The sequence below is a fragment of the Spiroplasma endosymbiont of Lasioglossum malachurum genome (assembly GCF_964020065.1).
Lineage (GTDB): Bacteria > Bacillota_I > Bacilli_A > Mycoplasmatales > VBWQ01 > Spiroplasma_E.
The window spans coordinates 852,407-876,855 of the sequence record NZ_OZ026534.1 but is presented as its reverse complement, the minus strand read 5'-3'; the positions used below and the strand labels follow the sequence as shown (position 1 = coordinate 876,855).

The following is a 24,449-nucleotide window of genomic DNA, read 5'->3' as shown; positions in this document are numbered from 1 at the left end:
ATATTTACTAGAATTAATTAAACATAGTTATTTTTGTAAGTTACACAGATTACTAAACATTACCGTTATAACAGCAGTTCATAATATTATTTTTTTATAATTTGTTTTAATTCATTTTTTAAAATTATTTATTTCTTTTATTTTTTCTTCTTTTTTATTTTCTACATTTTTTATTATTTCTTTGTTATCTTGCATTTTAATTCTCCTTTTTTTATTATTAATGTAAGTTTTTTGTATTGTTGTCTGTTAAAAGCATATCCATGAACTTTTCAATATCTTCTTCTTCAAAAGTATCTTTTAAACAATTAAAACAAAAACGTGAATATCTATCATTCATCTTTAATCTAAAACAATAGGCACAAGCAGGATAATCACACATTATACAATTTCTGTTAGCAGGCCTATTACAAAATTTTGACATTACAAACTGACATTTATTATCTTTGATATGCTGTTCATATTTTTTTCAAAATTCTTTTTCTTTGTTAATCATAATTTATTCTCCTTTTCCCTTAATTTTACTTATAAATTGTACTATTTTTGATTATTTTTACAAGTATGCTTTTAAATGCAAAATAACGCCTAAATTAAAGGCGTTTATTTTGTGATACCTATACTATTAATTATATTGAAATTGTTTATTATATTTTAAATATGAAAGTGTTTTTTTATTTAATTTTAAATTACACTTATATATGTATATAATAATTAAGTAAATTAATTTTTTAAATATATTTACAATAAATTTAGATTTTTTTAAAATAGTTAGGAGAAAAAATATGAGTTTTAATTATTTATGAACTTTAAAAGAAGCAACAAAAAGAATGTATCAATCATTTAGAGATGATATAAAAAATCAATGAGAAAAAACAGATTGAAGAATATTAAAAGAAAGAGATAGAAAATATATTCCAGTTAAAATTAAAGAAAGAACTAGAAATACTATCAATGGTCTTGTTATTTATAAATGTTGTGATTATAAATATTATGATGAACAATTAAAAAAATGAGTAAGAGTTTGTTTATTAGATGAAGAATTAGAATTACCTAAATATAAAATAACTTGTCAGGATATCAAAAATAATGTTATTGAACATTTTGCTGATGGAAAAAGATATGTTGATATTTTACATACTATGAAGCAAACAAAATTTAGTACAACAAGTATTAGTAGATTATTTCAAGAATATCAAGTTAATAAATTAGATGTTCCTAAAATAAAATTAGAACCAAATCAATTTATTTATATTAGTATTGATGATGGACATCGAAAATTTTGAAAATTTAAACGCAATTCTGGTAAATATTCAATGCGTTTAGTATTATTTTGTACAGATAATGTTAATCATAAATTAGTTAATAAAAGAGCAGATGTAATAATAAGACCAACAAAAACAGCAATTGGTGTTAAAAAAACTGCTGAATTTATCAAAGAACAAGGAAATAGATTTTTTGAAAATTTTGACCAAGCAAAAATTATTATTTGTGGAGATAGTGCAGGATGAATTAAAGAAGTTGCTGATTATTTAGGTGCAAATTTTGTTTTAGATAAATTCCATTTAGTTAAAAAATTATATGTTGGAATAATCGCTGGAAATAAAGGAAAATATTGAAACGAATATAATACTTGTAGAAATTTTATTGAAAATGGTCAATATGATGAGTTAATAAAATATATGAATGAAATATTAAAAAACCATAAAAAATTAAAAAAACAATATTTTAAAAATAATAAACAAGGTATTGAAAATCAAGGTGCAAAGTGGAGGCTTTTTAGTAATCTGTGTTTCTTTGTTTTGCAAAGTACTAGTTCAGATTAATTCTGTCTTCAAATTTTATCATAAAATGAGCAATTGCTGTATTTCAATTTTGAATGGGCATTGTTCATTTTTTTGTTATATTTTCAATTGCTAAATAAAATATTTTGAAAACTGCCATATCATTTGGAAAAACTTTTTTATTTCTGATGACTTTTCGTAATTGACTATTAACAAATTCAATAGAATTTGTAGTATAAATCACTCTTTTGATTTCTGGAGGATAACTAATAAAAATCATTAAATTATCTCAATTTTTATATCAAGATTTAGCAATTTGAGGATAGTGTTTATTTCATTTACTTTCAAATGATTCTAAAGCTTGCATTGCTTGTTCTTCACTACATGCATTATAAATTGGATTTAAATCTGTAACTAGTGATTTTCGATGTTTGTATGAAACATATTTTAAACTATTTCTGATTTGATGAACTATACATAATTGATGTTCAGTTTTAGGATAAACTGATTGTATTGCTTCTGACATGCCTGTTAAGTTGTCACTACAAGCAATAAGAATATCATTTAAGCCACGATTTTTCATTTCTGTGAAATTTGCTAATCAAAATTTAGCGCCTTCATTTTCACTAATTCATAAATCTAAAACATCTTTTTTACCTTCTAAATCAACACCTAAAGCTATATAAACTGATTTGTTAATAATGCGTTTATCTTGTCGTACTTTAACTACTATACAATCAAAATAAACAATGGGATAAATGCCTTCTAATGGTCTATTTTGTCATGCTTTGACATCATCAATCACATCATCAGTAATTTGACTAATAACACTTTCACTAATATAAGCACCATGATATAACTCTTGTAACTGCATTCTAATATCTGATAATGTCATACCTTTTGCATATAAGGAAAGAACTTGTTGATCAAAACCATCAAATCTTCTCTGTCTTTTTGGCACTATTACAGGAGTAAAATTACTATTACGATCTCGTGGTACATCAATCTCAATTTTACCTTGTTGAGTTATTAATTTTTTTGAACTTATACCATTACGAGCATTGTCACTATTACTATGTTGATTTTTTTCATATCCTAAATAATTTTGCATCTCAGAATTCAACATTTTTTCAACTAAACGTTTTGTTAATTCTTTATATAAACCCCCTTCTTTAAAAACTGTTGTTAAATCTTCAGTATTTTCTAATAATAAATCTACTGCTTTTGATATTGGATCATTATTATTAAAGTTATCTTTTTTAGCCATCTGTAACTCACTCTTTCTAGTCATTTAATTATATTTACTAGAATTAATTAAACATAGTTATTTTTGTAAGTTACACAGATTACTAAACATTACCAATAAATAGTGTATTTATAAACTTATATTAAGTTTATGTTCTTGATTTTATTATCTTTTTTAATTTAGAAAAATAGTTACCATTTTGGTAACTATTTTTATTTTGCTATAAATTTATTATTAATTTTAGTTTTATGTTGGATTGATAAACTTATTTTATTTATTTCATCAATAAAATTATTATCTTTTTCTATATCTCAACCATTTTTTTGATCAATTTCTTTTGTTATTTTTTCCAATTCTATTTTGATTTCTTTTAAACTAGTTTTATTAATATTATTTTTTAATCTCTTTTCAATATTTTGAATTTTTATATCAATTTCATGATATCAAGTGGTATCTAAAACATTGCAAAGTGGTTCTTGTACTCAAGCATGGTACATTTTTCTTTCTTCAAATCCTTCTGGAAGTTTTATTTCTTCTTTAATTTCAGCAATTAATTTATATATACTTTTTATTTTTTTAACTTTACTATACATATCTTTTAATCTTCCTTTCAAAAAAATAAAAAACCCATATACTTTAAAAAATAAAATAATGAGTTGAAAACTTAAATTAAGTTTAAAGAATTATATCATAATATCTAGAATATTTGGTGTTAAATTTTTATACATATTTTTAAAAGATAAAAAATAGTTATAAATAAATAAAACTACTCAGTTGAGTAGTTTTATTTATCTTCTTCAATTTTTACTGTCATTTCTTGATCATCAAAAACAAATTTAACTTTTTTATCATCTTTTTTATTAACAGCATCACTGGGTTTATCATTTTTTTTATTTTCAAATAAAGGTTTTGGTTTTTTCTTTAATTCTTTTTCATTTTTTAAATAATATTTTTGAACTATATCAAAAAGTTCATTATTTAAACTACCATCTTTATATCTCTTTTTAAATTTATAAAAATACTTATAACGCTTATCTAAAATTATTGATTTAATTTCATTAAAGAGTATAAAAGCATTTCTACTTGAAAATTTATAATTATTTTTACCTATTTTTACTAAATTATCACTTATAATATTGTTTATTTTAAACTTAAATCTTTTTCTTTTTAAAAGAAAAATAACTAAAATAAAAATAAAAGTTATTATTAATAATAATATTGATAATCCTATGATTATTCAGTCCTTTATTGAAAAATCTGATCAATTAACTAAAAACATTATATTTAAATTATTTTGCATATAAATAACCCCCTAAATTTTCTTAATATATAAATTTGCGTCATTTTATAAACAAGTTCTTCTTATCTTTTATTTTGGATAAATTACATTTAAAATTACACTTCCAATAACTAAAGGGTCATCATAAGTCATTTCAACTGTTAAAGTAGTTGGTTTAATGTTCATATTATTATATTTTAAATTACCTAAAATAATTTTTTCTTTTATTAAATTTGATTGTGGATTACTTTCAATTAGTCTCTCTTTAATAACCTCCTTTACAGTTTCTGGACTTGTCATTTTCAATTTGTCTTCAGTTTTTAATTGCAAATTTGTTTTGCTTTTTAAAATTACTGCTAAAATTCGTTTATTATCACTAATTGATGATTGTTTAGAGAACGAACCATTTGATTTTTTTTTATTTTTTTCTTCCTCTTCTTCTTCTTTTTCTCCTTCTGTTTCAGCAATAGCTGTCATACCACCAGCAATGGTGGCTCCAATTAAAGCTACAGAGCCGATAAGACCAGCAATAATTTTTGTTGATTTCTTCTTCTTTTTCTTTTCTTCTTCATCTTCTTCTGACATAAATTACAAACCTCTTTTCTAAGCCCTTAAATTTTTTCTAAGTTAATTTTACATGATTAAAAATAATCTATTGACATTTTATATTTATTAGATTAGAAATTTAGATAAACAATTAGTTGTATAAATTACTGATGTATTTTTTTATTTTTTGAAAATTAATAATCTTAAATATTAAAATAGTAATTATTATTACTTTTAATAAAGTTTTTTATCTTATTTTTTAAAGAACTTAGTAAAAAATAAGATAAAATATTAATATTGCATTAAAGAAAAAGGTGAACGTATGTCATTTCAACAATTTAATTTACAACCATGACTAATTGAAAATTTAAAAAAAGAAAAACTAATTAATCCAACACCAGTCCAAACCAAAATCATTCCTTTAGCATTAACTAATAAAAACTTAATTATTAAAAGTGCTACTGGTAGTGGTAAAACTCATACTTATTTAATTCCAATTTTAAATAATTGTAATGTTACTTTAAAAGTAACACAAGCAGTTATTATTACACCTACTCGTGAACTTGCTCAACAAACGTTCAATTTTTTAAAAGCTTTAATCAAAGATCAAAATATTAGCATTGCTTGTTTAGTGGGTGGCAAAGATATTATTCGTCAAAGTAATAATTTAAGTAATAATCAACCACAAATTGTAATTGGCACTCCAACTAGATTAAAATGTTTATATGAACTTAATATGTTAGCAATTACTACTACTAACACTTTAGTTATTGATGAATGTGATATGTTATTTGATATGGGATTCATGGAAGATTTAGATTTTTTAATTACTAAAATGAATAAAAATACTCAAATTATGACCTTTTCAGCAACAATATTACCCCAACTAGTTACTTGATTAAAAAAATATATTACTAATGCTACTACAATTAGTATTGATAACAAATCTCAAAAAATTCAACATATTTTTATTAATCGTCATCATCAAGATAGTAAAAAACAACTACAATTATTATTAACAATGTTTGATCCTTATTTATGTTTAATTTTTGTTAATAACAAAGAAAATATTGAAGAAATTGCAAACGTCTTAATTGAAGAAAATAAAAAAGTAGCAATCTTACATGGTGGATTACCAGCACGAGAACGTTCTCAAACTTTTAAACGTATTAAAAATTTTGAATATCAATATGTTGTTTGTTCAGATATCGCAGCACGTGGTATTGATATTGAAGGGGTATCTCATGTTATCTCTTTACAATTACCGACAAATAATCTAGAATATTATTTTCATCGAGCAGGGCGAACAGGACGAGCTAACTATTCAGGTATTTCTTATGTATTTTATGATAAGAGTGATAATTCTACTATTCATAAGTTAAAAAATTTAAACGTTCCAATAGAATACTATAAAATTAAAGATAATAAGTTACTACCAGAAATTACTAATGACAACATCATTGCTCATAAACGAAAAATAGAAAGAAATAAAGAAGAGCAATATGTTATTAATCGCTTTAAAAAAAATAAAAATGTAACTCCTGGTTATAAGAAAAAATTTAATAAAGATTTAGAAGCAATAAAAAAAGAAACAAGAAAACAACACATTAAAGCATCAATTAAGAAAATTAAAAAAACACAAGCAATTGCAAGAAGAAAAAAACTTTTTGATGAAAATTAATAATGGAAGAGGAAGCAAGATGGAAAATGACAAATTAATTATTGGATCTCATGTTTCAATGAAAGCACCAAAATATTTATTAGGTGCTCTTGAAGAAGTTCTAAGTTATAATGCAAATACGTTTATGTTTTATACAGGTGCTCCACAAAATACAATTCGTAAACCAACCAAAGCATTATTTATTAAAGAATTTACAGAAAAACTAATTGAAAAAAATATTAATATTAATAATCTTATTGTTCATGCTCCTTATATTATTAATCTGGCTAATAGTATTAATAAAAGTACTTATCAATTAGCAGTAGATTTCTTACGACAAGAAATAATTCGCTGTCAAGATATTGGCATTAAAACTTTGGTTTTACATCCAGGTAGCGCTGTTGGTGCTTTACCACAAACTGCTTTAGATCAAATTGTTAAAGGACTAAATGCAGCATGTTTAGAAAAACAAACTGTAAAAATTGCTTTGGAAACAATGTCAGGAAAAGGTAGTGAAGTAGGAACTACTTTTGAACAACTTCAATATATTATTAATAATGTAAAAAGACCCGAACTAATTGGTGTTTGTTGAGATACTTGTCACTTATCTGATGCTGGTTATGATCTTAATAATAATTTAGAACAAGTAATACAACAATTTGATCAACTTATTGGATTAGATAAATTATTAGTTATTCATGTTAATGATTCTAAAAACCCAATCAATGCTCATAAAGATCGTCATGCTAACTTAGGAATGGGTTACCTTGGTTTTCAAACTTTAATTAACATTATTTATCATCCATTGTTGCTTACTAAAATAAAAATTTTAGAAACGCCATGAATTAATGGACATCCACCTTATTTACATGAAATTAAAATGATAAGAACAAAAAAATATAATAAAGAAATTTTAGAATCATTAGGAACTAGCAAATAATGAAAAGAATTGGCATTTTTGGTGGAACTTTTGATCCATTTCATAATCAACATTTAAACATTGCAAATACAGCTTATCATAAACTTTCACTTGATGAAGTTTGAATTTTACCAACAAAACAAAATCCGTTAAAAGACAGTGTCAGTGCCAGCGATCAACAAAGAGTCGATATGATTAATTTAGTTATTAAAAACTATTCTTGAATAAAATTAAATGATTATGAACTAACAAGTAAACAACCTAGTTATACTATTAATACTATTAACTACTTTATTGAAAACTATCCAAATCACAAATTCTTTTTTATTATCGGTTCTGATAATTTATATACCTTAAATAAATGACAAGGAATTGAACAGTTAATTAATTTAGTTAAAATTATTGTTGTTAATCGCCCTCATTATCGTAAAACATTAGAACTAATGTCAAAATACAAGTGTCAAAATTTAGTAGTTCGACCAAGTAGTGATATTAGCTCTGCCAAAATTAGAAATGGTGAAATTATTAATCAAATTGATATAAAAATTAATAATTATATTAACAATAATTTAATATATAGTTATGAGCGTTTAAAAGCAAATTTGGATAACAATAGAACTGAACATTGTATTAATGTTGGTAAAATGGCTGTTAAATTAGCAATCCATTATAACGAAGATGCTAATAAAGCCCTAATTGGAGGAACTTATCATGACCTTTGCAAACAATGAAGTAAAAATAAAATGACTAAATTTTTAACAAAATATAATAAAGAAATTTTACAAGAACCATTTCCAATTTGACATGGTTATGTAGCAGCATTGTATTTAAAAAATCATTATCAGTACCATGATGATTTAGTTCTTCATGCAATTGCTAAACATACTACTGGTTCAACTGAAATGAAACCTTTAGAATTAATAGTATTATTAGCAGATAAAATATCAATTGAACGTAACCATTATTATGTTGAAGAATTAAGAAAACTTGCCTTCCAAGATTTAACTGTTGCTTTTAAATACTATCTAGAAATTTTAAAAAAGCATTTACTAGAACAAAAAAAACCATTAAATAATAAGTTTTTAACAATATATGAAACGTGAAGTAATAAAAATTAACAAATAGTATCTACAGTAAAATACTTATTTATTAATTATTTAATATATAATATTAAAGAAAAGGGAAGTATAATAAACTAAATAGTATTGTAATAATATAAACAAATAATTGTAACTAAGGAGTACTAATAATGAGTTTAGTGAGTAAAGAATTAGAAACCAAAAATGGAAAAACAATTAAACTTAAAATAGATAATTCAAATTCAAATCAAATTAAAAAAATAAATCTTATTTTTGGAGATAGTTTTGTTGAAATGAAAAAAATGAAAAATGAATTAGTTGATTTTATATTTATCGATCCACCTTATTTTTTATCAAATAATGGTTATAGTGTTAACGCTGGCAAAAGAACATCTGTTAATAAAGGTGAATGAGATAAAAGTAAAGGTTTTCTTGAAAATTATAAATTTCATCAAAAATGAATTAAAGAATGCAAAAAAATTTTAAAACCAAATGGAACTTTAATAATTACTGGAACTTATCATTCTATTTATATTTGTGGTTTTATTTTACAAGAACTAAATTTTCACATTCTTAATGACATAGTTTGATACAAACCTAATTGTACACCTAATATTGGTTGTAGAAATTTTACTGCTAGTCATGAAACATTAATATGAGCAAAAAAAGATAGTAATTCTAAACATGTTTTTAATTACAAAGATATGAAATATTCTAAATGAGAAGAAGATAATTTTAAGAATGAAGATAAGCAAATGCGAAGTGTTTGAGCAATAAACCACCCCTAAACCATTTGAAAAAATTTATGGTAAACATCCTTCACAAAAACCATTAGATCTTTTAAAAAGAATTATAATTGTTTGTACTAATGAAAATGATATTGTCTTAGATCCGTTTATGGGCAGTGGCACAACTGGTCTTGCATGTAAAATACACAATAGAAATTTCATAGGAATTGAAAATAATATTGAATATTTTAATCTAGCAAAAAAAAAGATTGGATGATAATAATGGTTAAAAATGGAATCGGTGGTGCAAATACAAAAACTGGTCTCGCTTTTGAAGGAGAAAAAGAGTTATATTCATTTTTTAAAAAACAGGAAAATTATGAAATTAAAAATATGATTGGAATTCACAATTTAAAAAGAAATGATGCATTTGAATTGTTTTATATGGGAGAACATGTTGCTAATATTTTCAAAAAACATGCAATCTATGTTTATTTAGAAAAAACACCACAATTTAAACTGAAATTACTTTTTATCAAAAAAATTACTACCAGATGACAGTATTTTTGTATATAAGAATAATACTTTTTTCATTATTGAAATTAAAACACAAAATGTTGCTGGAAGTGTTGATGAAAAACTACAAACTTGTGATTTTAAAAGAAAACAATGACAAAAACTTTTATCAATATTAAATTGCAAAATTGAATACTGATATTTATTAAGTGATTGATTTAAAAAACCAGAATATAAAGATACTTTAAATTATATAATAGATAGTAATTGTCGTTATTTTTTTAATTATATTCCATTAAAAGAATTGGGTTTACCACTATAACAAATAAAAATAAATTATTAATAAGGAGATCAAATATTATGTCCAAAAAAATAAAACAAAAATTACTGCTTCGCCGACAAAAGAAAAAACAACAGCAAAAATAAAAAAAAGCATGACTGATTATAATGAATTAAAAATAAAAAAAAGTGGTTTCTTAAGCGCAGTTATTAAATACTTTAAAAAATATCCACTACTTTATCTAATTGCAATACTAACTACTATTGCTTCTTCAATAATTTCAGTGATTATTCCTAAAATTACTAATAATTTTTTAGCTACCCCCGATAGTTTTCAATGAGAAAAAATTACTACTTTAGCTTATATTTTAATTAGTTTACAAATTGCATCAGGATTATTTATGTACTTTCGTAATTTAACAGGAAGCATCATTGGTGTTAAAGTTGAAATTGAATATCGAAATAAAGTTTTAAAAGATTTACTAGATTTAGATATGTCATATTATGAAGATCGCAAAATTGGTGACACTTTAACAAAACTAATTAGTGATACTAGTGTTATTGGTGAAAATATGCAATCTATTCCTTTAACTATGCTTAGTTCAATTGTGACTTTTTTTGGTTCAATTTACGTTATTTTTTCTTTAAATTGACAATTATCATTAATTGTTTTAGGTATTGTTTTATCAATTTTAATAATATCAGTATTAAATGTTCAAATTATTCGTTATTTAAACTATAAATGAAGAAAAGTTTATACTGAAGTTAATGCTGATATTACTGATCGACTAAATACTATTACTTTAATTAAAAGTAATGCTACAGAAAAAAGTGAAAATAAAAGATTTTCTAATGAACGCTAAATTGTAAAGGTAAGTGCAACTAAATTATTTTTCTATCCAAATATTCGATTGGTGAAAGATAATTTAATATTTTTCTCGGTCTTTGATTTAAAGACAATATAAATTTATAAACTTCATTTTTATTAGTTTTTGAAAAAATAAATTTTTTAGGAAATTTTTCTCTAATTAAACCATTAGTATTTTCATTAGTACCTCTTTGTCAAGGTGAATATGGATTGGCAAAATAAATTTTTACATCTAAATTTTTTTCAAGTTGTTGTCAATTTGAAAATTCTTTGCCACGATCAAAAGTAATAGTTTTAACAATGTTTTTAGGAAGAATTGATAAATAATAACTGACATTTTTATTAATAACTTTAGTAGTTCTGTTTTTAACTAATATTGCTAAAGTAAATCGTGATACTCTTTCAACTAAAGTTATTAAACATGATTTGCTTTTGCCTCTTGATGATACTATAGTATCTCCTTCTCAATGACCAAGTGTTATACGATCATTAACATTTATATCTCGTTCTTTAATTGATTTACCATTAAACTTGCCACGATTTTCTTTAGATTTTCGTTTTTTACCTTTTCTTCTTAAATTTTTACTAGTAACTTTATCAAGCATTCCAAAATAAATTCAAGTATAAATTGTTTTAAAACTAATAACTCACTCTTTATGAAAATTTTTAATTCTGCCATAAATTTGTTCAGGTGATCAACCTAATAGTAATTTTTTTTGTACATATTTTACTAAATTCTTATTTTTAAACTTATGAAAACTAATATGTGATTATTTTCGATTTTCAGCTTTATTTTGTGCAATTAATGAAAAATAATGATTATTATCTTTATTTCTATTAATTTCTCGAATAATAGTACTAATACTTCGATTAAGATTTTTAGCTATTTCACTAATTTTAAATTTAAATTTCAATTGATTCTCAATATAAATCCTTTCATCTATGCCAAGATGTTTATAACTCATATAAAAACTCCTTACTTTTTTCTAAACTAAATTTAGCATTATGAAATTTTTATATGAGAATTTTTTGCAATTTTATTTACTTGCACTTACAAGTATAATTCAGCAATTTTATAATTTTTCTTTTAAACAAGAGTTTTTTATTATGAAAATGAAATTAATATACCAATTAATTCTAAAAACAATTCATAAATTTTTTTAGAATTCCTTATGAATTAAAAAGCAAATCTACCAAAATAAAAACTTTACCATCCTTTAAAATTCATTGTAGAATTTCACTAAAAGTACTATAATATAAATAACGATAGTTTAATATCGTTATAATTTTAATAAAGATATAAAGTTTATATCATCATTAAAATTATATATTAACTTTAAAGGTATAAAATATGAGAAAAACAATAAATATTTTAACAGTTGGTATTTTTTCACTAGCAACAAGTACCACTATTTTAACTAGTGTGAATCACTTTAATACTAGCAAAAATGATTTACAAAAAGCAAACGCCACAGCTAATCAAACATCATTATTTAATAATCAATATCAATATTTAAATAATAGTGACTGAATTACTAACCAATCAACAACCGATCATAAATTTTATAGTTATGATACTTCAGCATTAAAAAGTTATACTTTTACCAATGCTAGAAACGTCTTCTTAGTAGATACAACTGGAAATCTAGTTTATAATACCAAAGTTACTATTCCTAATAAAGATAAATCAGATATTGAAAATACAAAACAAGAAATGATTACCAAGAAGAAAGTAACATCACTTAAAAGCAATCCTAATTATTCTGATGCTTACAATTTTAGCGAATATCAACAAAATAATTTTATTGGTGACAATAATTGAACATATTTACAATTTGGTGGTCTTGAACAAAATATTGATATTTCTAACATTGCTGGTGCTTCTAGAATTGAAAATAATAACAATCTTAGTGAGAACTTAGGATTATATTACATTGCTGATGCTGCTATTAATAATAAAATTTCTTTAGCAATAGCTTATAATATCAGCCAACAATTCATTAATAAAAGCAGTTTAAACAAACTAATTAGTAACCAATTAACAAATAATATTATTAACTTAATTGTTGAAAATACTAATATCTTTAACTTTATTAAAAATTCACCTCTTTTCCTAAATATAAAAGATTACTCATTAAATTTTATTTTTGATAATGATAATAACTTAGTAGCAATTTACTATACAAAATGAAATGTCCAAAATATAAATCAAAATATTAACTATCATTATAAAGAAGACTTTAGCAATATTAATAAAAATGATTGATTAAAAAATAGTAATCAACAAATCGTTTTAAATTGAACTAAATATGCAAAAAATTGAGAACAATTTTCACAACTTTATCCTAAATTTAATTTTAATAATTCTAAACTATCAATTAATAATATGGGTACATATAAAGAAAATAATAATCTTACTGGTGATACTAATAATATTACTACTAATAAAAATATTAAATATGAACTACAAAATCCTTATAATGTTGTAGCAATTTCTGATCTTATTATTCAACTTCCAATTATTGAACTTTATGTATACCATGATGATAATAATATTTATTATCAATGAAATGCACGTGTTACTTCATCACCAAATTTAATTGCTGGTTGTAGTTTAGCAATTGATTTAGATAATATTAGTTTTCAATAGCTGAATTATACTTGTAAGTGCAAGTAAATAAAATTGCAAAAAATTCTCATATAAAAATTTCATAATGCTAAATTTAGTTTAGAAAAAAGTAAGGAGTTTTTATATGAGTTATAAATATCTTGGCATAGATGAAAGGATTTATATTGAGAATCAATTGAAATTTAAATTTAAAATTAGTGAAATAGCTAAAAATCTTAATCGAAGTATTAGTACTATTATTCGAGAAATTAATAGAAATAAAGATAATAATCATTATTTTTCATTAATTGCACAAAATAAAGCTGAAAATCGAAAACAATCACATATTAGTTTTCATAAGTTTAAAAATAAGAATTTAGTAAAATATGTACAACAAAAATTACTATTAGGTTGATCACCTGAACAAATTTATGGCAGAATTAAAAATTTTCATAAAGAGTGAGTTATTAGTTTTAAAACAATTTATACTTGAATTTATTTTGGAATGCTTGATAAAGTTACTAGTAAAAATTTAAGAAGAAAAGGTAAAAAACGAAAATCTAAAGAAAATCGTGGCAAGTTTAATGGTAAATCAATTAAAGAACGAGATATAAATGTTAATGATCGTATAACACTTGGTCATTGAGAAGGAGATACTATAGTATCATCAAGAGGCAAAAGCAAATCATGTTTAATAACTTTAGTTGAAAGAGTATCACGATTTACTTTAGCAATATTAGTTAAAAACAGAACTACTAAAGTTATTAATAAAAATGTCAGTAATCATGGTAATGTTTAGTAATCTGTGTAACTTACAAAAATAACTATGTTTAATTAATTCTAGTAAATATAATTAAATGACTAGAAAGAGTGAGTTACAGATGGCTAAAAAAGATAACTTTAATAATAATGATCCAATATCAAAAGCAGTAGATTTATTATTAGAAAATACTGAAGATTTAACAACAGTTTTTAAAGAAGGGGGTTTATATAAAGAATTAACAAAACGTTTAGTTGAAAAAATGTTGAATTCTGAGATGCAAAATTATTTAGGATATGAAAAAAATCAACATAGTAATAGTGACAATGCTCGTAATGGTATAAGTTCAAAAAAATTAATAACTCAACAAGGTAAAATTGAGATTGATGTACCACGAGATCGTAATAGTAATTTTACTCCTGTAATAGTGCCAAAAAGACAGAGAAGATTTGATGGTTTTGATCAACAAGTTCTTTCCTTATATGCAAAAGGTATGACATTATCAGATATTAGAATGCAGTTACAAGAGTTATATCATGGTGTTGATATTAGTGAAAGTATTATTAGTCAAATTACTGATGATGTGATTGATGATGTCAAAGCATGACAAAATAGACCATTAGAAGGCATTTATCCCATTGTTTATTTTGATTGTATAGTAGTTAAAGTACGACAAGATAAACGCATTATTAACAAATCAGTTTATATAGCTTTAGGTGTTGATTTAGAAGGTAAAAAAGATGTTTTAGGTTTATGAATTAGTGAAAATGAAGGCGCTAAATTTTGATTAGCAAATTTCACAGAAATGAAAAATCGTGGCTTAAATGATATTCTTATTGCTTGTAGTGACAACTTAACAGGCATGTCAGAAGCAATACAATCAGTTTATCCTAAAACTGAACATCAATTATGTATAGTTCATCAAATCAGAAATAGTTTAAAATATGTTTCATATAAACATCGAAAATCACTAGTTACAGATTTAAAGCCAATTTATAATGCATGTAGTGAAGAACAAGCAATGCAAGCTTTAGAATCATTTGAAAGTAAATGAAATAAACACTATCCTCAAATTGCTAAATCTTGATATAAAAATTGAGATAATTTAATGATTTTTATTAGTTATCCTCCAGAAATCAAAAGAGTGATTTATACTACAAATTCTATTGAATCTGTTAATAGTCAATTACGAAAAGTCATCAGAAATAAAAAAGTTTTTCCAAATGATATGGCAGTTTTTAAAATATTTTACTTAGCAATTGAAAATATAACAAAAAAATGAACAATGCCCATTCAAAATTGAAATACAGCAATTGCTCATTTTATGATAAAATTTGAAGACAGAATTAATCTGAACTAGTACTTTGTAAAACAAAGAAACACAGATTACTAAAAAGCCTCCAAAATTGAAATACAGCAATTGCTCATTTTATGATAAAATTTGAAGACAGAATTAATCTGAACTAGTACTTTGCAAAACAAAGTTACACAGATTACTAAACATTACCAAAATATTTTACTTAGCAATTGAAAATATAACAAAAAAATGAACAATGCCCATTCAAAATTGAAATACAGCAATTGCTCATTTTATGATAAAATTTGAAGATAGAATTAATCTGAACTAGTACTTTGCAAAACAAAGATACACAGATTATTAAAAAACCTCAAGTAATTATTTTAACACTGAATGATAAATTATTCAGATATTTTTGTTGAAGATAAATCATAAAATTTACCTTTAATAATATATACTATTGTTTCACAAATGTTAACTAAGTGATCACCTAGTCTTTCAATATATTTCAACTGTTGCATTGTTGATGTATATTGAGAGAGTTGATCATTATTTTTGTTTACTTTTAACATATTGACAATGTTTTTCATTGATTCACGAAAACGATTATCAATATCAATATCATATTCTGCTGCTTGATAAGCTTTGTTAATATCATTTTCATTTATAGATTCACCAATTAAATCCATCATTTTAAATATTTTTTTCATTAATCCTGATAATTGAGATGTTAATTTAATTTCTGGTTTATATTTGACATTAAATTTGGATAAATTTTTAGCATAATTTGAAATACGTTCTAAATCACGAATAATATTCATATAGCCAATAATAGTACGTAAGTCAGTAGCAAAAGGATTTTGTTGAGCAATACTTCAAATTGCAGTAATTGTTAAACTTTCAGCGACTGTTCTAATTTCTTTATCGGTTTCAACAATTCTTTTTGACATGTCAAAATCTTGTGTTTCCATTGCTATTAAAGCGTCTTTATGTTCTTTTTTTACTTCTTTTAATAAAGTTAATAAGTTTTGTTTTAAATTTATGATATCTAAATCAAATCTACGGTTAATTATTTTCATTTTTTCCTCCTTTCTCTATAATTAATTATATATATTTTTAACCAAATCTGCCGGTAATATAATCTTCTGTTCTTTTATCTTTTGGTCGTGAAAATATTTTTTTAGTATTATTATATTCAATGACTTCTCCATTTAAGAAAAAAGCAGTTTTATCAGAAATTCGTGCTGCTTGTTGCATTGAATGAGTAACAACAATAATTGTAAAGTCTGATTTTAAATCATTCATTAAGTCTTCAATTTTAGATGCGGCAATCGGATCTAGAGCTGAAGTTGGTTCATCCATTAATAGTACTTCTGGTTTTAGGGCAATAGCACGAGCAATACATAAACGTTGTTGTTGGCCGCCTGATAATGATAATGCTGAATCAAATAAATGTTGAGCAACTTCATCTCATAAAGCCGCTTTTTTTAAAGCATCTTCGACAATTTGATTTAGAATCTTTTTATTTTTAATGCCTTGATTTTTTGGACCATATGCAACATTATCATAAATTGACATTGGAAAGGGATTAGGTTTTTGAAATACCATTCCAACTTTAGATCGTAATGAAATAATATTTTTTTTATTTTCATAAATATCTTCATTATTGAATAATATTTGTCCATTAATTTTAACACCATCAATTAAATCATTCATTCTATTTAAAGTTCGTAGTAATGTTGATTTGCCACAACCACTTGGTCCAATAAAAGCGGTTACTTGATTACGACTTATTTCTAAATTTATATTAAATAAAGCCTGTTTTTTACCATGATTATAGAAGAAATTTAAATTTTTAATAGTAAAAACATAATTACTTTTTGGAATATTTTCTATATTTGATAAATTATTTGATTTGTTATTTGGTTTTTTCTTAAATTTATCTTTCACTTTTAAAAAGTAAGGTTTAATCACATTTACTTTTCTTTTTTTATTGCTATTCGCTGATTCTTTCTTGCTTTCATTTTTTCTTTTAATAATTCAATTGAGCATTTTGTTTTCACCCCGATTCCTGTTGTTAAACTTTTTTCAAAATGTTTTGCTATAAAATTTAAAATAAATATTAGTATAACTGTTATTAGTGCTGTTTGGTACATCATTCCTAATTTATTAGGGTCATTTGATTCTTTATTAACTAATAAAATATGGGTTGTTAAAGTTTGTCCTGAACTTAAGAAACCTTTATTGGGAAAAGCAACAGTGCTTCCTAATGTTAGATAAACTGGTGCTGATTCACCAATAATTCTACCCATTGATAAAATCATACTAGTAATAATGCCACCAATGGCAGCTGGAATAACTACTTTTCTTATTGTTTCAAATTTACTAGCACCTAGTGCTAATGATGCTTCACGGTATTCAATAGGTACTGATTTTAATGTATCTTCTACTGCTCTAATAATAAGTGGTAAAATAACAATTGTTAATGTTAAACTAGCAGCAATTGCTGAGAAACTTATTTGTAAGAAAGTAATAAAAAAAGTAAATCCAAACATACCAAAGATAATTGATGGCGTAGAAGATAAGGTATTTAGCACAAAACGTAATATTGAAGCAAATCAACCATTTTTGGCATATTCGTGAAGATAAATTGCGCCAATAATACCTAATGGCATAGCAATAGTAATTGTTGTTAATACCAATAAACATGTCATTGTGATAATTGATAAGTAACCTTCATCACCGGTTGTTCAAATTAAAGCTGCAAAATTAAAATTGAAAACGCTACTACCAGCATTACCACTAATGTTGAAGATACCATTAATAATAATATCACCAATAATTCAAATAATTAATCCCATAGTAATAAAACAAGCTAGCCCCATAAAGAATAATCGAAAATAGTTTTTAAAGTGTTTTCAGCCTTGATTTTTAATAGTTTTTTCACTAATAGTTAACATTAGTTGATTATCAGATAGATTTATTTTTTTTAAATTATAATTTCGTGGTTTTTTATGACCTTTTGCTTTTTTATCACTACGTTTATAAATTATTAAAACAATAAAGTTAATGATTGAAACTATAATAAATAAAAATAAACCAATTCCATATAATGCTGATATTTGTTGAGAACTAACTGCTTCTCCAATTTCTAGTCCAATTACTCCCGCTAAAGTAGAAATTGAACTAAATAAAAATGCAAGTGGACCATGTGCAAAATTGGGGATTAGAGTACTATTACCAGCAATCATGACAACGGCCATTGTTTCACCAATGACTCTTCCAAATCCAAAAATTATTGCACCAATGATTTTGGTTTTTGCCGCTTTAAAAATGACTTTAAAACTAGTGTCAGTCCTGCTAATACCTAGTGCTAATGATGCATATAGATAAGATTTTGGTACTCTAGTAATAGCATTAACAGATAATGAAATAATTGTTGGTAATGCCATCATTGATAAAATAAAACTTGCTGTCATCATATTTTCTTTGGTTGGTGCTCCCATTTTTACAAAAATAGGACCAATGGTCATTAAACCAAAAGCACCAAAAACAACTGAAGGAATACCAGATAATAATTCTACTAAAGTTAATGTTGTTTTTTTTAATTTTGGTGGTAAAAATTCACATATAAATAATGATGTTAGTAAACTTAAAGGAACAGCAAGTATCATTGAAAATAGCGCAACTCAAAAAGTGGCAACGATAAAGGCAATAATACCAAAACTATTAGCACTAGGTAATCATTTACTATTTCCTAACATTTTAAATCAATTTAGAAAACTCATATTACTAAATGTTTGACCGATAATAAAACCAATTAATAATGAAGCGGCAATTAGTGCTAATGAAGATATAGACAATACACAAATTTTAGCAATCAAATCATAAGTATGTTTTTTTTGTTCACTAATAAAAACATTTTTTGGATCATGATTTTTATTAAAATGATTAAAAGTTATTTTATGTCAAAACTTTTTAAAAGATTTGGATTTCATTTATTAATACTCCTTTATGGAAATTTCCTTAATCACTGATTTAAATCATTATTCAATTCGTCAGTTAATGGTACTGCTGATTGTGCGTACTGAGCTTCTGAAAAAGCAGGAACTACGTATTCGTTATGACCTGGATAGTCAGGAATAAACAAGAATTTTAGAAATTTAACTAAAGTATTAATTTGTTTAAAATTTTTATTTATTAAACCTGTAAATGGTCGTGATAACTGATAAGTACCATTTTTAATGGTATCTAAACTTGGAACAATTTTTTCTCAATTAGCAATATGAATAGTAGCGAATTGTTTATTCGAATCTAATTGTTTTTTATCTGAATATGAACTATAGCCAACACCACCACTAGACATATTAAACATTTGTGTACTTGAATTAACGGTTATTGCTTGTGGATAATATGCTTTTGAATCACCCAGAACTTTTTCATTAAAAACATCTCGTGTTCCTGAACCATTTTCTCTAGTATAAGGTAAAATTTTGAGGTCACAAGTTGGTTTGATTCAACCTTGATTTGGTTCTGAAGTATTTTGTGGAAATAAATCTCTTCAGAAAATAGGTGATTTCGATAAATACATTTTTTTTACTTTATCTTGTGTAAAATTTAGAGGTTTATCATTACCTAAGAATTTTTGTGGTAGATTATAAACTAGAATCATGCCATCTTTTGATAAAACAAAAGAAATTAAATTATTATCAGGAGTTGTATATTCTTTTGAAAGTCAGCCAATACCAAACATATTTTTATTAACGGGAATTACTGTTGCATCTGAACCTAAACTGTTATAAGTAAAATCTGCTTCTTTATGATTATCAGGATAGTCTTCCATTAATGTATGCATTAAAGGTGCTACTGAAGTTGAACCGCCCATAATAAAATAGGATTTATGACTAACTAAAGTTACAATAAAAATACTAATCATTGTGATTAATCACAATAATGACAAAATTCTTTTTTTTAGCATATAAATCCACCCAACTGAGAGTTTTCTTTATCATACACGTATTATAACAATATAATTGATAAAAACTAGAAAAATTATTTCATTTTTATAAAAAATGTAGGTTCTAGACTATATTATTAATATTTTTTAGTAATTAAAAAATGGTACTACTAGTTAACTTAATACCATTTTATTAAATATTTTTAATTTAATATAAAAAATAAAAGAAAAGTATTTCTTTCTTTTATTAGTATTCTTTATTTATATAATTCAAAAGATAAAATAACTTTATTTTTTATTATCTAAAGTATTATTTTTCTTTAAAGTTTTTAAAGTACGAGCACTAATCATTAAAGTTTTTCCACCAATTTTTACTGGTTGTAAGTTTGGATTTCATTTTCTTCTAGAAGAGTTCATCGCATGCGAACGGTTGTTACCAGCTAGTGGACCAATACCACTTAAAGCACATTTTCTTGCCATAGTTATTTTCTCCTTATTAATGTTTTAACTAATAAATAATACCATATTTATTTATTTATTTTTAAAAAAAATTAAAATTTATTTGTAAAAAATTGAATATTTACTAGGACATTATTTTAATAAGAAAAATTTAAATTATATATTTTTTTTAAAAAAATAAAAAATATGTTATAAATAAACTATATTATACAAATTTTTAAGAAATCTTGGAGGAAAAAAATGAATTGTATTATTTATGCTGTGCAAATTGATGATGAAAAAAAGATTGGTTTACATGCACGACCAATAGCCAAAATTGCTGCTGCTATTAGTAAGTATAAAAATATTGAGGTAGAAGTCATTAAATTACCTGATAATGCAGATATTACGAAGCCAGTAAAACTTACTGGTAATGAAACTAAAGTTAAAGCTAAGTCAGTTCTTAATTTTCTAGGTTTACAAGCAAAAAATTTTAGTAAAATTGCTTTTATTATTACAAAAATGGATGAAAAAGAAGAAGATAAAAAACTTGAAGAAGTTAAAACAGAAATTATTTCTTTATTAAAAGAAGAAAAATTAATAAAGTAAATGGTTTTAAAAAAAGTATTCTTTTGAATACTTTTTTTAAAACCATTTATCCTTATGATATAATTATTTACGTTCTTAAAATATTAAATTATATAAATGGAGGCATTTAATGAGCGAAATTAACAAAAATAAAGAAATAATAATTTCAGAACAAGGTTTAGAAAAGTTAAAAACTGAATTATATAAACGAATTAATGTTGAACGTGAATCGATAAAAGAACGATTAAAAGCAGCTAGGGCTGATGGTGATTTATCAGAAAATGCTGATTATACTAGTGCGCGTGAAGAGCAAGGTAAAAATGAAACACGCATTCAAGAACTTGAAACGATTATTACTAGTGCTGTTATTCTTGAAGAACAAAAACAACGTAAAAATAGTAATATCAAAGCAGTTCGTGTTGGTAGTTGAGTAACAATTGTAAAAATTAAAGATGGTAAAATTGTTTCTGATTCAGAAGAAAAATTTAAAATTGTTGGAAGTATTGAAAGTAATCCATTTGAAGGATTAATTTCTAATGAGTGCCCATTAGCAGTATCAATTATGAATTGTGTTGTTGGTGATATTGGTGATATTAAAGGTATTAAAGAAACATATAGGGTAAAAATTATAGAAGTAAAAAATCAATTATAAATAATTTAATTAAAAATGATCACTATTTATTAGTGATCATTGGGAAATTGTCAAAAATCCGGAATAAATTAAAATATATATAGTCTTATTATGCTTAGACAAGAAATAATTTGGATTTTTATGAAATTGTATTTAAATAATATAATTTTTTTCAATAAATTGCAACTAAAATACTTATAATTAAGTTATCTAGGTGTTAAACTTATTGTAAAAGTTAAGGAGAATTTAAAGATGAAACTTAAAGCAATTAAAAAATTACAGTTAATAACTGTATTACTATTTGTTTTAACTATTTTAATAACTATTATTGCTTTAATATTAATTGGTATTTCAAATTTTAGTTATAATAATTATGAACAGATTAAAATTACAAATGGATTTAATATTTTAAAAATTTATAGTACATATTTTATTTTATGTCATTGTGCAAATCATATATGTTTATTTCATATTTTTCAAAATAATGATAATTATTATAATTGAATTCAATTGCAAATTGGAGTTATTTTATTAATAATAGTGATGCCGATTTTTATATTTATAATTATAGCATTAGCTTTTTTCATTATTGGCTTAAAAAGAAAAATAAAAAATAATAATTTTTGAGATGCTATTGCAAATTGTGAAATAATAAGTAATTATTACATTCATTAAATTATGTTTCTAAATTTATCTTATTACATTTAAAAATAACCATTTTAATGTAAATCAAAATATTATATGTTCTATTACCAAGCATTTCTTTTAAAACATGTCAAATATTAGTTTCTGTAAAACAACCAATATTTCATTTTGCACCTTGATTTTCGAGGTTTTTTAATAATCTGTGTTTCTTTGTTTTGCAAAGTACTAGTTCAGATTAATTCTGTCTTCAAATTTTATCATAAAATGAGCAATTGCTGTATTTCAATTTTGAATGGGCATTGTTCATTTTTTTATTATATTTTCAATTGCTAAGTAAAATATTTTAAAAACTGACATATCATTTGGAAAAACTTTTTTATTTCTGATGACTTTTCGTAATTGACTATTAACAGATTCAATAGAATTTGTAGTATAAATCACTCTTTTGATTTCTGGAGGATAACTAATAAAAATCATTAAATTATCTCAATTTTTATATCAAGATTTAGCAATTTGAGGATAGTGTTTATTTCATTTACTTTCAAATGATTCTAAAGCTTGCATTGCTTGTTCTTCACTACATGCATTATAAATTGGCTTTAAATCTGTAACTAGTGATTTTCGATGTTTGTATGAAACATATTTTAAACTATTTCTGATTTGATGAACTATACATAATTGATGTTCAGTTTTAGGATAAACTGATTGTATTGCTTCTGACATGCCTGTTAAGTTGTCACTACAAGCAATAAGAATATCATTTAAGCCACGATTTTTCATTTCTGTGAAATTTGCTAATCAAAATTTAGCGCCTTCATTTTCACTAATTCATAAACCAAAAACATCTTTTTTACCTTCTAAATCAACACCTAAAGCTATATAAACTGATTTGTTAATAATGCGTTTATCTTGTCGTACTTTAACTACTATACAATCAAAATAAACAATGGGATAAATGCCTTCTAATGGTCTATTTTGTCATGCTTTGACATCATCAATCACATCATCAGTAATTTGACTAATAATACTTTCACTAATATCAGCACCATGATATAACTCTTGTAACTGCATTCTAATATTTGATAATGTCATACCTTTTGCATATAAGGAAAGAACTTGTTGATCAAAACCATCAAATTTTCTCTGTCTTTTTGGCACTATTACAGGAGTAAAATTACTATTACGATCTCGTGGTACATCAATCTCAATTTTACCTTGTTGAGTTATTAATTTTTTTGAACTTATACCATTACGAGCATTGTCACTATTACTATGTTGATTTTTTTCATATCCTAAATAATTTTGCATCTCAGAATTCAACATTTTTTCAACTAAACGTTTTGTTAATTCTTTATATAAACCCCCTTCTTTAAAAACTGTTGTTAAATCTTCAGTATTTTCTAATAATAAATCTACTGCTTTTGATATTGGATCATTATTATTAAAGTTATCTTTTTTAGCCATCTGTAACTCACTCTTTCTAGTCATTTAATTATATTTACTAGAATTAATTAAACATAGTTATTTTTGTAAGTTACACAGATTACTAAACATTACCTGATTTTCAATACCTTGTTTATTATTTTTAAAATATTTTTTCTTTATTTTTGGGAGCATACCGATGTTG

General features: G+C 23.9%; 27 protein-coding genes and 2 pseudogenes. 15 read left to right on the top strand and 14 right to left on the bottom strand.

Features of this window, described 5'->3' with window-relative positions; genetic code table 4:
- Positions 1 to 27: 27 nt before the first annotated feature.
- Positions 28 to 195, bottom strand: coding sequence for a hypothetical protein (locus AACK95_RS04855; protein WP_338979666.1), 168 nt, complete (start codon positions 193 to 195; stop codon positions 28 to 30).
- Positions 196 to 217: 22 nt separating this feature from the next.
- The gene (locus AACK95_RS04850) at positions 218 to 493 is read right to left on the bottom strand and encodes a hypothetical protein (RefSeq protein WP_338979664.1); all 276 of its coding nucleotides are present in this window, start codon (positions 491 to 493) and stop codon (positions 218 to 220) included.
- Between the two features lie 286 nt (positions 494 to 779).
- Between AACK95_RS04850 and AACK95_RS04845 the strand changes: the two genes are divergently transcribed.
- Positions 780 to 1,820, top strand: coding sequence for an Mbov_0401 family ICE element transposase-like protein (locus AACK95_RS04845; protein ID WP_338979663.1), 1,041 nt, complete (start codon positions 780 to 782; stop codon positions 1,818 to 1,820).
- Here AACK95_RS04845 and AACK95_RS04840 read toward each other — a convergent pair.
- The 4 genes from AACK95_RS04840 to AACK95_RS04825 all read right to left on the bottom strand — a co-directional run bounded on the left by AACK95_RS04840 (position 1,807) and on the right by AACK95_RS04825 (position 4,888).
- The gene (locus AACK95_RS04840) at positions 1,807 to 3,045 is read right to left on the bottom strand and encodes an IS256 family transposase (RefSeq protein WP_338981042.1); all 1,239 of its coding nucleotides are present in this window, start codon (positions 3,043 to 3,045) and stop codon (positions 1,807 to 1,809) included. The genes AACK95_RS04845 and AACK95_RS04840 overlap by 14 nt on opposite strands.
- A 191-nt stretch (positions 3,046 to 3,236) precedes the next feature.
- Positions 3,237 to 3,617 (bottom strand): hypothetical protein, encoded by a 381-nt coding sequence (locus AACK95_RS04835; protein ID WP_338979661.1) that lies wholly within the window; start codon positions 3,615 to 3,617, stop codon positions 3,237 to 3,239.
- Positions 3,618 to 3,808: 191 nt separating this feature from the next.
- The gene (locus AACK95_RS04830; RefSeq protein WP_338979659.1) at positions 3,809 to 4,324 is read right to left on the bottom strand and encodes a hypothetical protein; all 516 of its coding nucleotides are present in this window, start codon (positions 4,322 to 4,324) and stop codon (positions 3,809 to 3,811) included.
- A gap of 69 nt (positions 4,325 to 4,393) precedes the next feature.
- Positions 4,394 to 4,888, bottom strand: coding sequence for a hypothetical protein (locus AACK95_RS04825; protein WP_338979657.1), 495 nt, complete (start codon positions 4,886 to 4,888; stop codon positions 4,394 to 4,396).
- A 283-nt stretch (positions 4,889 to 5,171) separates the two neighbouring features.
- Here AACK95_RS04825 and AACK95_RS04820 point away from each other — a divergent pair, with 283 nt between their 5' ends.
- The 7 genes and pseudogenes from AACK95_RS04820 to AACK95_RS04790 all read left to right on the top strand — a co-directional run bounded on the left by AACK95_RS04820 (position 5,172) and on the right by AACK95_RS04790 (position 10,893).
- Positions 5,172 to 6,530 (top strand): DEAD/DEAH box helicase, encoded by a 1,359-nt coding sequence (locus tag AACK95_RS04820; RefSeq protein ID WP_338979654.1) that lies wholly within the window; start codon positions 5,172 to 5,174, stop codon positions 6,528 to 6,530.
- A gap of 19 nt (positions 6,531 to 6,549) precedes the next feature.
- Positions 6,550 to 7,449, top strand: a complete 900-nt coding sequence (locus tag AACK95_RS04815; protein WP_338979653.1) for a deoxyribonuclease IV — start codon at positions 6,550 to 6,552, stop codon at positions 7,447 to 7,449.
- Positions 7,449 to 8,546, top strand: a complete 1,098-nt coding sequence (locus tag AACK95_RS04810; RefSeq protein WP_338979651.1) for a nicotinate-nucleotide adenylyltransferase — start codon at positions 7,449 to 7,451, stop codon at positions 8,544 to 8,546. Before AACK95_RS04815 ends, AACK95_RS04810 begins: the two co-directional genes overlap by 1 nt.
- A gap of 131 nt (positions 8,547 to 8,677) precedes the next feature.
- On the top strand, positions 8,678 to 9,295 hold the full coding sequence (locus AACK95_RS04805; protein ID WP_338979649.1) for a site-specific DNA-methyltransferase: 618 nt from the start codon (positions 8,678 to 8,680) through the stop codon (positions 9,293 to 9,295).
- 13 nt (positions 9,296 to 9,308) lie between these two features.
- Positions 9,309 to 9,515 (top strand): site-specific DNA-methyltransferase, encoded by a 207-nt coding sequence (locus AACK95_RS04800; RefSeq protein ID WP_338981040.1) that lies wholly within the window; start codon positions 9,309 to 9,311, stop codon positions 9,513 to 9,515.
- A gap of 2 nt (positions 9,516 to 9,517) precedes the next feature.
- Positions 9,518 to 10,073: pseudogene (locus AACK95_RS07145) on the top strand (hypothetical protein).
- 112 nt (positions 10,074 to 10,185) lie between these two features.
- Positions 10,186 to 10,893, top strand: a complete 708-nt coding sequence (locus tag AACK95_RS04790) for an ABC transporter ATP-binding protein (protein WP_338979646.1) — start codon at positions 10,186 to 10,188, stop codon at positions 10,891 to 10,893.
- Positions 10,894 to 10,912: 19 nt separating this feature from the next.
- Here AACK95_RS04790 and AACK95_RS04785 read toward each other — a convergent pair whose 3' ends face one another.
- Entirely contained in the window at positions 10,913 to 11,581 is a 669-nt protein-coding gene (locus AACK95_RS04785; RefSeq protein WP_338981038.1) for an IS30 family transposase, read from the bottom strand.
- Positions 11,582 to 11,668: 87 nt separating this feature from the next.
- Positions 11,669 to 11,863, bottom strand: coding sequence for a helix-turn-helix domain-containing protein (locus tag AACK95_RS04780; protein ID WP_338979555.1), 195 nt, complete (start codon positions 11,861 to 11,863; stop codon positions 11,669 to 11,671).
- Positions 11,864 to 12,249: 386 nt separating this feature from the next.
- Here AACK95_RS04780 and AACK95_RS04775 point away from each other — a divergent pair, with 386 nt between their 5' ends.
- The 4 genes and pseudogenes from AACK95_RS04775 to AACK95_RS07140 all read left to right on the top strand — a co-directional run.
- On the top strand, positions 12,250 to 13,548 hold the full coding sequence (locus AACK95_RS04775) for a hypothetical protein (RefSeq protein WP_338979644.1): 1,299 nt from the start codon (positions 12,250 to 12,252) through the stop codon (positions 13,546 to 13,548).
- 103 nt (positions 13,549 to 13,651) lie between these two features.
- Positions 13,652 to 14,305: an IS30 family transposase gene (locus AACK95_RS04770; RefSeq protein ID WP_338979642.1), complete on the top strand. Its 654-nt coding sequence runs from the start codon at positions 13,652 to 13,654 to the stop codon at positions 14,303 to 14,305.
- Between the two features lie 82 nt (positions 14,306 to 14,387).
- Positions 14,388 to 15,626, top strand: coding sequence for an IS256 family transposase (locus AACK95_RS04765; RefSeq protein ID WP_338981036.1), 1,239 nt, complete (start codon positions 14,388 to 14,390; stop codon positions 15,624 to 15,626).
- 142 nt (positions 15,627 to 15,768) lie between these two features.
- Positions 15,769 to 15,894, top strand: a pseudogene (locus AACK95_RS07140) (IS256 family transposase); the annotation flags it as partial.
- A gap of 70 nt (positions 15,895 to 15,964) precedes the next feature.
- On the opposite strand, the gene phoU reads toward AACK95_RS07140, so the two are convergent.
- From phoU to rpmB, 5 genes are all read right to left on the bottom strand, one after another.
- Positions 15,965 to 16,642, bottom strand: a complete 678-nt coding sequence (gene phoU, locus AACK95_RS04760; RefSeq protein ID WP_338979640.1) for a phosphate signaling complex protein PhoU — start codon at positions 16,640 to 16,642, stop codon at positions 15,965 to 15,967.
- 37 nt (positions 16,643 to 16,679) lie between these two features.
- Entirely contained in the window at positions 16,680 to 17,459 is a 780-nt protein-coding gene (gene pstB / locus AACK95_RS04755) for a phosphate ABC transporter ATP-binding protein PstB (protein WP_422397167.1), read from the bottom strand.
- Between the two features lie 80 nt (positions 17,460 to 17,539).
- Positions 17,540 to 19,561, bottom strand: coding sequence for a phosphate ABC transporter permease PstA (gene pstA, locus AACK95_RS04750; protein ID WP_338979639.1), 2,022 nt, complete (start codon positions 19,559 to 19,561; stop codon positions 17,540 to 17,542).
- Between the two features lie 14 nt (positions 19,562 to 19,575).
- Positions 19,576 to 20,448, bottom strand: coding sequence for a PstS family phosphate ABC transporter substrate-binding protein (locus AACK95_RS04745; protein WP_338979636.1), 873 nt, complete (start codon positions 20,446 to 20,448; stop codon positions 19,576 to 19,578).
- A gap of 360 nt (positions 20,449 to 20,808) precedes the next feature.
- Positions 20,809 to 21,000 (bottom strand): 50S ribosomal protein L28, encoded by a 192-nt coding sequence (rpmB, locus tag AACK95_RS04740; protein ID WP_338979634.1) that lies wholly within the window; start codon positions 20,998 to 21,000, stop codon positions 20,809 to 20,811.
- Positions 21,001 to 21,219: 219 nt separating this feature from the next.
- Between rpmB and AACK95_RS04735 the strand changes: the two genes are divergently transcribed.
- From AACK95_RS04735 to AACK95_RS04725, 3 genes are all read left to right on the top strand, one after another.
- Positions 21,220 to 21,567, top strand: coding sequence for an HPr family phosphocarrier protein (locus tag AACK95_RS04735; protein ID WP_252320667.1), 348 nt, complete (start codon positions 21,220 to 21,222; stop codon positions 21,565 to 21,567).
- Between the two features lie 109 nt (positions 21,568 to 21,676).
- Positions 21,677 to 22,198: a transcription elongation factor GreA gene (gene greA / locus AACK95_RS04730; RefSeq protein ID WP_338979631.1), complete on the top strand. Its 522-nt coding sequence runs from the start codon at positions 21,677 to 21,679 to the stop codon at positions 22,196 to 22,198.
- 231 nt (positions 22,199 to 22,429) lie between these two features.
- Positions 22,430 to 22,852 (top strand): hypothetical protein, encoded by a 423-nt coding sequence (locus AACK95_RS04725; RefSeq protein ID WP_338979630.1) that lies wholly within the window; start codon positions 22,430 to 22,432, stop codon positions 22,850 to 22,852.
- A 195-nt stretch (positions 22,853 to 23,047) separates the two neighbouring features.
- Here AACK95_RS04725 and AACK95_RS04720 read toward each other — a convergent pair whose 3' ends face one another.
- Positions 23,048 to 24,286: an IS256 family transposase gene (locus AACK95_RS04720; protein WP_338981032.1), complete on the bottom strand. Its 1,239-nt coding sequence runs from the start codon at positions 24,284 to 24,286 to the stop codon at positions 23,048 to 23,050.
- Between the last annotated feature and the right edge of the window lie 163 nt (positions 24,287 to 24,449).